This is a genomic window from Kiritimatiellia bacterium (assembly GCA_026417735.1).
Taxonomy (GTDB): domain Bacteria; phylum Verrucomicrobiota; class Kiritimatiellia; order PWTM01; family PWTM01; genus CAACVY01.
Genome location: JAOACR010000009.1, coordinates 113,182 through 125,653 on the forward strand (window position 1 = coordinate 113,182; position 12,472 = coordinate 125,653).

General features: G+C 64.2%; 6 protein-coding genes and 1 tRNA gene. 4 read left to right on the forward strand and 3 right to left on the reverse strand.

The features are described from left to right. Positions 1-6 precede the first annotated feature (6 nt). Positions 7-4,278 carry an autotransporter-associated beta strand repeat-containing protein gene (locus N2652_04175; GenBank protein MCX7818394.1) on the reverse strand — a complete coding sequence of 1,424 codons (4,272 nt, stop codon included), beginning with the start codon at positions 4,276-4,278 and terminating at the stop codon, positions 7-9. 447 nt (positions 4,279-4,725) lie between these two features. Continuing rightward, a complete protein-coding gene (locus N2652_04180) occupies positions 4,726-5,352 on the reverse strand; it encodes a superoxide dismutase (protein ID MCX7818395.1) in 627 nt (208 codons plus the stop codon). A gap of 209 nt (positions 5,353-5,561) precedes the next feature. Between N2652_04180 and N2652_04185 the strand changes: the two genes are divergently transcribed. From N2652_04185 to N2652_04200, 4 genes are all read left to right on the forward strand, one after another. Further along, positions 5,562-8,540 carry a hypothetical protein gene (locus tag N2652_04185; GenBank protein ID MCX7818396.1) on the forward strand — a complete coding sequence of 993 codons (2,979 nt, stop codon included), beginning with the start codon at positions 5,562-5,564 and terminating at the stop codon, positions 8,538-8,540. 215 nt (positions 8,541-8,755) lie between these two features. Continuing rightward, positions 8,756-11,026 carry a family 10 glycosylhydrolase gene (locus tag N2652_04190; GenBank protein ID MCX7818397.1) on the forward strand — a complete coding sequence of 757 codons (2,271 nt, stop codon included), beginning with the start codon at positions 8,756-8,758 and terminating at the stop codon, positions 11,024-11,026. Between the two features lie 72 nt (positions 11,027-11,098). After that, entirely contained in the window at positions 11,099-11,689 is a 591-nt protein-coding gene (locus N2652_04195) for a lytic transglycosylase domain-containing protein (GenBank protein ID MCX7818398.1), read from the forward strand. Positions 11,690-11,820: 131 nt separating this feature from the next. Beyond that, a complete protein-coding gene (locus N2652_04200) occupies positions 11,821-12,273 on the forward strand; it encodes a hypothetical protein (GenBank protein ID MCX7818399.1) in 453 nt (150 codons plus the stop codon). Positions 12,274-12,330: 57 nt separating this feature from the next. Here N2652_04200 and N2652_04205 read toward each other — a convergent pair. After that, positions 12,331-12,405: transfer RNA gene (locus N2652_04205), tRNA-Glu, on the reverse strand. Positions 12,406-12,472: the final 67 nt, after the last annotated feature.

Here is a 12,472-nt window from a genome sequence, read left to right on the forward strand (position 1 = left end):
GGCGACTCAGCGAAGGCGGCGGCGCAACACGAACACCGCCGCGCTGAGGCCCACCAACGCCAGCGTCGCCGGTTCGGGGATCACCGTCAGTGTGACGTCATCCTCGTAGCCGGTGAGCGTGCCGTAGTTGATCTGGAAGGTGTTCACGCCACCGACAACCGTTGCACCATCCGGCAACCCCGCAAACGTGCTCGGTGCAATGGCGCCCCATCCGGTCACAATGGGGAACACCAACCCGAGCGTGAGCGGATTCGGCGCCAGGATCGAAAGCGTCGCGCCGCCCGGGGTGAACATGGACGACGATGTCATCAGAAGTTGGTCGTACTGGCCCGCCAACGGCCCGAGGACCTCCACCTCGAACGTCGAGCCGCTTTGGAGCGCCACGTCGCCGATCACCGTGAGCACACCCGGGCTGGTGCCCGGCGACAGGGTCGCGCCATTCCCGACGATCAGCCCGCCCCGCAACGTACCCTCGCCCTTCAGCGTCTGGCCGGGATTCAGCGTGAGCGTCTGATCCAGCCGGCCGGTGACGGTCAGCTGCGCGCCCGCACCGATCTCGATGGTCGAACTGGCGGAGAGTGCGCCGTTTGTGATGAGCGTCAGCGCACCCTCCAGAATACGCGTCGCACCAGTGTGGAAGCTGTCCGCGTGCAGCTTCAGCTCCGCCGGCCCCCGTTTTTCGAATGACATATTGCCGCTGAACTGGCCGAGGTAGTTTGTCGGGAGCGTCTGCACAACCGTGAATGTCGCATGCGTTGCGCTGCGATTCGTCACGAACGACGCCATAAAGTTCGTGCCAGAGAACAGATTTGCGATCCTCTGGTTGTAGCCGTTGAGGTCCAGCGTGCCGCGCGTATTGAACTGCAGATCCCCGATGGTGAGGTTCACGTTCGTGGGCAGAGCGTTCTCCACACCCAGCACAAGTAGCCCGCCCTGCCAAATCCGGACCTGCATCATCGTGTTGCCGGCGACGTTCAAGTAGTTGGTCCCCAAGTTGTTGTTGCCGCCGGAGAAGTAGTACAACCCCACATTGGTGACCGTGATCGGCTGCCCCTGAATAATGATGCTGCCGTTCTGCGCGCTGAAGTTGACCGGCTGATCACCAATGATGCCGCCGGTGAGGCGCAGCGTTGAGTTGTTCCACACCGTCACGCGAGTCAGCGCGCCGGAGACGGCGACCGGGCCGCTCCATGTCACATCGCTCCCGTTGAACGCCTGCAGCGCTCCGCTGTAGGAAGTGGACTGGTCGCCGCCGTGCAGCACCAGCGGATTCGTGACGGTCAGCACGCCCGAGTTTACAAAAAGCTGCCCACCGTTCGTCAGAATGATCGGACCGGTTCCCAGCGCGTACGCGTTGCTGACCAGCACGCGGCTATTGGGATGCCGCTCGAAGATGCCGCTGACGATGAGTCCGCCGCTGAACGTGTTGCTGCCCGTCAGCCAAAGGTGTCCCATGCCCGCCTTCACCAGCGCGCCCGGCCCCGAAATCGAGTTGGTGACCTGCAGCACCGCGGTGGTGTCCACCAGCATCGTGCCGTTCGCCGCCATTGTGATCGCGCGATTGCGCAGCGTCATGTTCGCACTCACCTGCAACACGCCACCGCTAAAGACCAACGGCGCGCCGGTCGCGCCGAGATACTCGTTCGTGATGTTCAGAACGCCCTCGCGCAGAATCGTGCCGCCGCTGTACGTGTTCCACGGGCTCAATAGCACCGCGCCGCCCGCTCCCACCTTTGTCAGCCAGCCGGTGCTGAGGATCGGGCTGCGAACGAACAACGTTAGACCGGTGTCAGCGCCCAAGCCGCCGCCCGGGCCATCCAGGCCAATCCGGCGGTCGGGATGTGTCTGAAAGCTGCTCACCGCCGCGATGAGCGAGCCACCCCGCAGCACGATGTTGGTTTCGGTCAGGTCGAACGGCACCATGCCCAGCACCGAGTCGTTCGACACCGCGAGCGTCCCAGACTGAATGATCGTGCGATCATGCGCATTGGTGATTGGCAGGAACACCACACTGTTCGGATCGCCTCCCACTGTTCCGATCACGAGGTTGGTCCCAACGCCCACCCACCGTCGATACTCGAGCACGCCGCCGCCACCGCCGAGCCTGACGTTGTTGTTCCCCCACGCCACAGTTCCGCTGAAGACCAACACGTTTGTCACCGGCGCCGCGCCCAGAAACGCGTTCTGCAGCGCGGGGCGGAACGGATCGGAAAAATCAATCGCCGAACTCGAGTTGCTTCCCAGTGCATAGGTCGGCGACGCTCCACCCATTTTGATGTAGATGTCGTCAATGAAGGTCTGATCCAGGCCGTAGGTCGCGCCCACCGCTCCACCGGCGTTCACGGTCAACGTTGCGGACGCACCCAGAATGTTGGTCGCGTTCGGCAGCAGCAGCGAACCGCCGTTCACGGTGACCGGGCTTTGCACGATGCCGCCCACCGGCAACACGACCAGCGCGCCGCCCTGCACCACCGTCGCGCCGGTGCTGAAGTTCGTGCCGTGAAGTCGCAGCGTGCTTTGGCCGCTTTTCACCAGCGAAACCGCGCCGGTGAACCGCCCCTCATACTCGTAAATCCGGTTCGTGGGATTGTGGAAGGTCAACGTTGCCGGGTTGGTGCTCATGATGTAGTGCGAATAGACGAGCCCGGGTGTCTGGTTCGTCACGATGAAAAAGCCGACCGTGTGGTCATACCCGTTCAAATTCAGCCAGTTGATTGCGCTACTACCACTGACCCCGAGCTTCAGACCCGGTGCGCCGACGAACGCATTCGGAACGGTGAGGTGCCCACCCTGCCCCCAGTCGATGTTCAGAAGCCCCACCACGTTGCTTTGCACCCCAATGAAGAGGTTGTGGCCGCTCAGCGTCCCCGACGTCCCCAGCAAAACCGGTTTGTTGGTCAGAATGATCGGGTTCGGGACAGTGTCGTCGTAGAACGCAACCCCCACATTCGTCCCGATCACGCCGCCGCGGACAATATGCAGGCCCACCCCGCTGCCCACGTTCACTTTCGCCGCAAATCCGCCGATCGCGACGATGGGCCCCTCGATCACATTCGTCGTACCCGGCACGAACCGGATCAGAGTGAAATTGTACATCGGGCTGACGACCCCGCCGTAGGAAATGATGGTGTTCGTGACGATCGCGTTTCCGAACGACACCGTTGCATTGCTCACCACCAGTCTCGGCGAACTCCCCAGTCCCACCGCAAGCCCCTGGTTCGCGTTGGTAATCAGTAGGTGCATCACCTGATGAACAAGAGTCTCCCCGCTGTAACTGTTGTTGCCGGCCAGCAGCACATGGGAGTACTGCCCTCCGCCTCCAATCACGACGCTGTCGGCTCCACCAATCGAACTGGTGACGATCAGGCTTCCTGCGCCGCCTCCCAAACGCCACACATTGGTCGCCCCGCTCACCTTCGGGATATGGTTCGCGAGGTCATAATAAACCGTCCCGACCGCACCCAGATAGGTGTTCGTAAAGAGCGGCAGAGAAAAATCGATCAGTTCGCTGCTGTTCGTCGGAGAAATCGCGAGCGTTCCGACCGAGATCAAGCCCAGGCGTGTGGTCGCGACAGCCATTACGCCGGGGAAATGAAATGCGACCGCTCCTCCATCATTCGTCACATTGGCGCCCGTTCCCCCAATAGAGGCCGCAGAGTTGAACTGCAGAACTCCCGCCTCCACTCGCGTTCCCGCAGAGTATGTGTTGGCGCCGCTCAGCACCAACTGCCCCTGCCCAATCTTGCGAATCCCGCCATTGCTGACAGTCCCGGAGTTCGTCACCGTCGCCCACGTGGTCGCCGATGCCCACGTGTCAATCTGCCGCAGCACGTTGCCGCCCAACCCAACGTTTCCGGTCAGTAGCAGCCCCTGCCCCTGGCTCATCACAAACTGAATGTTGGTGCCGAACACCAAGTCGTTCTGAATGATACGGAACCCGCCCGCACCGTTCGTGATCGCCGGCATCGTGGTTCCATTGTTGGTGAAGACGAGCGTATTGCCGGCAATGATCGTGTTGCCGGCCCGCAAATGAAGCTGATTCAGCCGAAACGAACCGGCCAGATCGTTGAGCGCCGTATTGTTTGCGCCGGCGGCATTGACAACGATCACATGGGTCGGATCACCACCAACCGGTGGCGCGCCGGGCGTCCAGTTGCCTGCCGTTGACCAGTTGTGCACGCCCGAGCCCGTCTGGGTCCAAGTGTATGTCTGTGCCAGAGCCTCTCCTCCGACCACCATGGCCACGACCACAACAGCTACCCGCCGAATCTCGCTCATTGTCATGGCTCGCACTCCTCGAGACACGCCGACACTAGCACAGCCGAATAGATCGTCAAGACTTTTTTCTCGACTTAGTTACGAAACGCCCCCCGCCACTTTATCGGAGTCTCGCCCCTATCGTTGGACCTCCCTCCAACGCAAAGGCCGTCCGATGCAGTCCGCCTCTTCCTTTCGAAACTGCGTCAGAGACTGATTATGCCGCCAACTTCCCGGACCATCGGCCCAGTGCTCCCGCCAACCGATAAGGCGAGCCACACCATGAAACCCGAGGGGGGATCGTTGAGAGGGAGATCGGGCCGCCGGAGAAATCCCCTAGCAGTGCGCTCGCTCAGACCAAACCCGCGCGCTTCAATAAAACACCATACCTTCAGGGGACGGGCAGGATCCGCCGCCGTTGCTGGGCACTCCGCTCTCGCGGAGCACCCAGCCTCCAGGTCCCGCAGATCAGCGGCGCGCAGCCAGGAACCTCTCGGTGGCGAAGTCCCAGTTCACCACATTCCACCACGCCGCCACATAATCCGCTCGCCGGTTCTGGTACTTGAGATAGTACGCATGCTCCCAGACATCAATGCCCAACACAACGTGCCCGCGGAGCTCCGAAATCCCGGCCATCACCGGGCTGTCCTGGTTTGGGGTGGAGCCGATTTTCAATTGGCCGCCATCCACCACCAGCCACGCCCAGCCGGAGCCGAAGCGCCCGAGCGCCGCCTTCTGGAACTCCTCTTTGAACCGCTCGAACGAACCGAAGGTTGAGTCAATCGCACGCGCGAGCTCGCCCGAGGGCTTGCCTGCGCTCTTCGGCGTCATGAACTGCCAAAACAGATTGTGGTTGAGCACGCCGCCCCCGTTGTTGCGAACCGCGGTACGAATGTCCTCCGGCACCGCCGCCAAATCCGCCAGCAACGCCTCCAGTGATTTGCCGAACAGCGCCGGGTGTTTTTCGAGCGCCGCGTTCAGGTTGTTCACGTAGGTGGCGTGGTGTTTGCCATGGTGGATCTCCATCGTCCGCGCATCAATGTGTGGTTCGAGCGCATCCACCGCATAAGGGAGTTTGACGAGTTCATGTGCCATGACGGGTCTCCTTTCGATTGAGGTGCCCGGCGTCGCTGCTGATGCCCGTTTCCCAGCCAGGGAGACTCCGAGCGCTCCTGTCGCTGCAGCCAGCAGAAAGTCGCGCCGTCGGCACCGATTCGATTTCCTTGTCATGGGTGAAATCTACATGCCGATGAGAGTTTTTCCACTGAACGAATCGGGTTTTGCTTGATCTAGTTGATGGCGAGATGAAACTGAGATGTCTCGAATGTCGGTTCACTCTGCCGCCCGTGGCGAAGAACCGATCCGAGGCCCCCGCTGGCGACGACGATGTGATCGCCCCCTTTTTCCGCTTGACACGCACCTGGTCGGTCTGTAGCAGAGAGCGCGTGCGTCGGAAGAAGCTCCTCGGGCCAGTTGCGGGGGTCGCCCTCAGTTGCATGGCGGGTCCCCCACAAGTGGTCCCCGTCCCCCCGCCCGGTATTGGTGAGGCATGGCTGGCCGACCCTCTCGCGTGGGTGGAACTATCCCCCACTCGAAGCCGGGTGGAGGGCCGCGATGTGCAAGCCGAATTTATCGGACCGGTTGCATCCAACGTGATCGTGCAAGCGACCGTCGTACCGCGACACGTGAACGGCAGCGGCTGGTGCGTGGTTGGGCTCTCCATCCGGGAGAGCAACGCCAACCAGTGGCGTCTCAATCTCGTCCAGTCTCCACCCCAGGAGGGGCGTCGACGTTTCTTCGAGCTGGGTCAGGCGCTCGGGGGAGAATGGCCCTCCTCGCACGGCTGGCGCGTGGTTCGCACACAGATCGCCAACCCGGATTGGCAGGAGAACGAACCCCTTGTCCTCCGCCTCGAGCTTGGGGACGACCGGGTCTTCGCGGAGATTCGTGACGTTAGCGGGCAAATTCGCCTTCTGCGCGAATGCCACCTGGAGAGCGGCGCGGTGCGCCGCGGCCGCGCCGCTATCCACGCTCACGGGATCGCCGCTGAAGTGAGCGACGTGAGAGTGGGATGGTCAAATCCCATCGCGGACCCGGTGCACGACTGGCCACCGTATGCGTCCGCCTCCTTCGTGCCCGACGTCACCGCAGATGCCACCGGTACCACGAAGCTGACCCGCGATGAAGCCGGTCGCTGGTGGGCAGTGGACCCCCTCGGACGGGGATTCGTCATCCTCGGCGTTGACCACGTCAAATACCACGGGCATTGGTGCGAGGCGCTGGGATATGCGCCGTATGGTCGCAAGAATGACGCCCGTTATCCCCGTCGCACGGCGTGGGAGGAGGAAACACTCACCAGACTTCGGTCGTGGGGATTCAACGCGCTCGGTGCGGGATGTGATCCCTCCCTGTGGCGCCGGGGCCTGTCGCACATGATTCTCCTCGCCCTGGGCGAGAGCTTTGCCTCGCTGGGCGAAGAGTTTTACATCGCACCACCAGAGGGGCGGCCCGGCACCGCATTTCCGAATGTGTACCACCCGAACTTCGCCGCCTGGGTCCGCTACCAAACGATGCGGCGCTGCGTACCGAACCGCCGGGATCCCTGGCTCATCGGTTACTTCCTCGACAATGAGCTGGCCTGGTGGGGGCGATGGACGGCGGCGCCGGCGAAGATCGTCAGTGCGACTGGACTCTTCGACGCAGCCATGAGGTTGCCGGCGTCGCACACCGCCAAACAAGCTGCCTGCGCGCTCATCCGCCGACGCGCAAACGATGACCTGGAGGCTGCGCGGCGGGTCTGGACCCCCTCCCTCAAATCGTGGGAGCAGCTTGCCTCCTTCGACCGGCTTCCGTCCGAAACCGCCGATCAAATTGAGATCAAGTCCGAATTTCTTCGAGACACCGCCGAGCACTACTTTCGTGTTCTCTGCGAAGCGGTGCGCTCGGCGGACCCCGAGCACCTGATCCTCGGTGCGCGCTTTGCGGGCACGGAGGGCGCAGATCCGATCGTCTGGCGAGCCGCTGGGCGTCACTGTGACGTGGTCTCGTTCAACATCTATCCCTTCGCAGATCTCGACACGGACGAGGTCGTGACCCGCCTTGACCACCGCCGGGAACCGCTCGGCGCCCACCTGACGCGATACTACGAACTGTGCGGTCGGCCGCTCCTCATCACGGAATGGTCGTTCCCTGCACTGGATTCTGGACTGCCCTGCCTGCATGGCGCGGGCCAGCGATTTCGCACCCAGGCCGAGCGGGCTCGCGCGTCGGAACTGTTCGCACGCACCTTGCTCTCGCTACCGTTTGTGATCGGCTACAACTATTTCATGTGGGTCGACGAACCCGCGCTCGGCATCTCGGCCCGATTCCCTGAGGATTCCAATTACGGGCTGGTGAACGAGGAGAATCAGCCCTACCAGCTTCTGACCTCGATGTTCGAACGCCTGCACCGCGATGCGGGCGTGCTTCGACGTTCCCCCCCGCCTCCTCCCCGGCCGCCTCCCCACCGACCACCGTCGCCGTCCGCGGCCGACTATGTGCGCGCCCGCGGCGGAACGTCGGCGGCGACCGTCCACATGGATGAGCACAGCGGTGCCCTCCGCTCTGGAGACCTACTGCTGCGGGTGGAAACCTCCTCCAATGCCACGTGCACGATCCTTTGGGGGGAGGAGCCGCCCGTGCCGCTGGGCACACTGTCGGTTGTGCTGGAACTGCTCGACGACCGCGGGAGGTCCCGCTGGGTGGAAGCCCCGCTTGCTAGCGCCCGCAAGGGCGAACCGCACAACGGCACCGTCTCGCTACAGTGTGCGTTTCGAACAGTCGGACCCACCCCCTTGTTCGAGTGCGATGTCGTGGTGCTGGCCGCCGGCGGCCCCTGGCTGGCCTGTGAACTGAGCGCCATCCGCAATACCGGCGCGTCTCCGCTGCGCGTGAACTCGATCTATCTCGCTGTGCGTCCCGCCTTCGAAGCCGATGCACATCCGCGGCCTCGCAACCTGTGGAAAGCAATCGAAGCGGACGCCTGGATTGAACGCGGTGCGCCAAACAGGTTCTGGGGCGCAATTGCTCCGCCCTCCCCCGCCTCAAGCGTGCGTTTCTTGCGAGACACCGAAACCGGTCGTCTTCATCCAGACGCTCGGTGGATCTTGCAGCCGCCATTAGAGGTGCCGGCCAAACAACATGCGGATCTCACCGATCGCCCATGGTTCATCGTGACTGGTGGAACGGGTGGCGCTGCGGCGTGGAAACGCCGGGTCAACGAACTTGCGCTCCCCGGCGAGTAGGCCGAAGACGGCCGCGGTCAGCGCTCGCCGTGAGGTGCCCTTCGGCCGCCCGGCGAAGCAACCGGCCCGCTGAACGAACTTGACGGCCACGGTTCTGCCGGTACACTCCAGCGCCCGTGCGCCCGCAGGCTCTATCGTTTGCAGCACTTGGCCGACGGGCGCTCCCCGCTCTCTCGACCGTGTTGGCCCTCTCCGCGCAGGCGGGGCCGGCCGCCGTGTGGATACCCCGCAATGGTGCGCCACCTGCCACGGTTTCAGCCGACGGCGTCCGCTTTGAGCTCCCTTTCGATGAATCGTCCACCGAACGACTGTACTGGGACCTCCCCGGCGCATGGTCGCCCGGCGGAGGTTCGTTGATCAAACTCGAGTTCTCGGTGGACTCGCCGGTCGCGATCCGGTCATGTCTGATTTACTTTGAAAGTGGCCCAGGTTGGCACGTCGCCGCGGTGCCGATCCAGCGGCCGGGCCGCCAGCGCGTCTTTCTGTCGCTTCGGGCAATGGAGTCGGAAGGACGGCCAGGCAGCTGGGCTTCGGTTCGCCGCATTCGACTTTCGTTCTGGCGATCGGCGCCCAGTCGTGCACAGTTTGTACTACACGAGCTGAGGGGAACCGACCCACTCGCCGTGGTGCTCATTGGCGACCACTCGCTGCCCACCGCAGGCGAACGGGCATTTGCGGGCGCGGCCGCCCGGCGCGTGTGGCGCTGGCTCGACACCATGGGCCTGCCCGTTGCCGCTATCCCTGAATCCGAATTCGTCGGCGACACGAGCGCGCGAGTCGCGATCCTGCCGTATAATCTCTCGCTCCCGCATAGGGTCTGGGAGGCGATCCGGCGCTACGCGCGGCGGGGGGGGCGGCTCATCGTGTGTTATTCGGCGGACCCTCGCCTCGCGGAACTGATGGGGGTCCGTCTGGGCAGCTACCTGCGACTCACCAACGGGTTGCAGTGGACTTCCCTTCGCTTCGCTGAATCCCAGCGCTGGCCGTTCGCTCCAGAAATCTATCAGACAACGGCGCAGATTCTTCCGGTCGAGCCCGCGCGCGCCGATGCGCAGCTGATCGCCACATGGTGCGGGGACGGCGTCACCGCTCGCCCGGCCTGTGTCGCTTCCACAAACGGCTTTTGGATGACCTGCGTGCCGAACAGCGATGACGGCCCGGCTAAACAATGGCTGTTTGCCGGCATGGTTGCGCTGCTCGCGCCTGAAGCGTGGTCATGGATCGCGCCGCCTGCACTGGAGGAAGCAGGACGGGTGGACTCGTTCCGCAATTTTCAGGAGGCGGTCGAATGCATCCGTGCCGCAGCGCCCCGCAACGCCACCGTGGCTTCCCTTCTGGATCGCGCCGCACGCAGCCGCGTGGCCGCCGTGGAGGCGAGCGCGAGGGGAGACTGGCCGGCCTTCGCCGCCGCACTCCGCGACGGCCGCCAGGCCCTCATTGAGGCTTACGCGCGAACTCAGTCGCCTCGGCCCGGTGAACGCGTTGGCATCTGGGACCACTCGGGCACCGGGTGGTACCCGGGCGACTGGGATCGCAGCTGCCGGGAACTTCGCACCAGCGGCGTCACCGACGTGTTTCCGAACCTGCTCTGGCCCGCACAGGCACATTTCCCGAACGACGTCGTGCCCCCCTCCTACACTCTTCGAGCGAGGGGCGATCAGGCCGCTGCAGTGATCGCCGCCGCCCGTCGGCACGGACTCCGCGTCCATCTATGGAAGGTCTGCTGGAATTTAGAGGGCCTGCCCGAAACTGAACTGCGCCGACTCGCCGCCGCCGGCGCACTTCAGAGCCGTGCCGATGGGGAGTGGATCCCGTGGTTGAATCCGGCCATCCCCGCAAACGCCGACCGGGAGCTGGCCGCGATCACCAACGCGGCCGCCCGATACAGCTTTGACGGAATCCATCTTGACTACATCCGCTGGCCCAGTAGCGACGCCGACTTCGGCCCCGCGACCCGGCGCGCGTTTGAGCAGTCCGTCGGCCGGCCCGTCGCCCGCTGGCCCGCGGACGTCCGCGGCGACGGCCCCCGCGCCGCCGAGTTCCGCCGTTGGCGCGCGGAAGTGATCTCCGCGTTCGTCCGCCGCGTACGTATCGAGCTCCAGCGCATCGCACCGGCGATGGCGCTGTCGGCGGCCGTCTTTGCGGACCCGACCGACTGTCCGCAAACGGTCGGCCAGGACTGGCCCCGCTGGTTGCGTGAAGGATGGGTGGACTTCGTTTGCCCGATGAACTACGACGAAAATCTCCGCCGGTTCGCAGCCCGCTGCGCTGCGCACGCGTCGCTGCCGCAGGCCGCCGGCCGGATTTGGCAGGGCATCGGCGCAAGCGCGAACGACTCCCAGCTGTTGGCCGACCAGGTCATCGAGCAGGTGATCGAAGCGCGCCGCAGTGGCGCCGCAGGATTCGTGCTCTTCGAGATGAGTCCAGAAGTACGCGAGCACGTGTTACCCATGCTGCGACTCGGCGTCACGGCGCCGCCGCCCTGATCCCCTGCCCGGCGTGTCCGCTCGCGGCCAGCATCGACGCGACCCTTATCCCGGCGTATCCTCCCCCTGGTCATGTGGGCGGTCCGAGCGCTGATCCGTGCGCTGCGCTGGCCACTCGCCGCCGGCGCAACAGTTGTCCTTTCGACCGGAATTTATTGGTATTGGCGGATCCACCGGTTCGACGAGCTTCTGCGAAACGTTGCGCGCGAATACGGCGCCGATCCCAATCTGCTCCGCGCCGTGATCTGGCGGGAGAGCCGATTCAACCCGATGGCGATCGGCCGGCGCGGCGAAATCGGTCTGATGCAGATCACCCCGGGCGCCGCGGCCGACTGGGCCGCTGCCGAGGGGCGCCCTGTTCCCGCCATCCCCGAACTGTTTCTGCCGTCGGTCAATGTCCGCGCGGGCACCTGGTACCTGCAGCGAGCGGTCGAGCGATGGACGCCGCGGGCGGACGACCCACTGCCCTTTGCGCTCGCGGAATACAACGCGGGCCTCACCCGCGCCGAACGCTGGGCGGCCAGCGCCGCGACCGCCAGTCAGTTTTGGCACCGTATTGAGTTCCCCTCCACCCGCCGCTACATCGCTGCGGTCCTGCGCCACTATCGCGGCACCGTCATCGTTTCCCCACCCTCGGACCGCGCCCGCGCGTCATCGCGATAGGAGCCTTCGTCCCCCCGCCGTTCGGTCAAATCTTCCGCCGGCCATCCGGTTTGGCGTCCGTCAAGGTCGGCGGTAGACTGCGCATGAAGACCGAGAGCGCGACGCGGCAGCCCGAACTTAAGGAGCACGCCATGCCGTTTGAACAAACGCGCGATGTGATCGAGCGGGCCCGAGCATTCCACCGGCAACTCGCCGAGCGGTTCCATCGGATCGAGCGGCAGTCCGACCGCGAACGCATCCAGATGCTGATGGACTACCTCGCCGCTCACGAGGAACGAATGGAACGACGATTGGCCGCGTTCGAAACAAAGTCTGCGCGCTCGCTGCTCGACATGTGGTATCAGTATCCGCCACCCGACGACGTCGTCCGCGCTCTCGAACAGATCCGCCTCTCGCCGGATATGACCATTCCCGAGATCGTCTGCGCGGCCCTTCATCTCGACGAGCAAATCCTCCGGCTCTACCGCTGGGCCGCCGATTCCGCACCATCCCCCCAGGTTCGGGAAGTGTTCGAAGCTCTGCTCAATGAGCATAAGGAAGAGCGTCGGCGGCTCGTGTTTGGCTTGTTTGTGCCCGATCTCTGAACGGAACTCAGAACGCTGCCGAACGAGTCGGCCGAGCGCATTCGGGGAAGGCGAGGTTGGCACCCCCTACCGGAATCGAACCGGTCTTTGCAGGATGAGAACCTGCCGTCCTAGCCGATAGACGAAGGGGGCACGTCCATCAGAGCGCCGTGAAAATACACGAGGCTCTGGTCCTCGTCAACCGCCGCGCACGATGCGT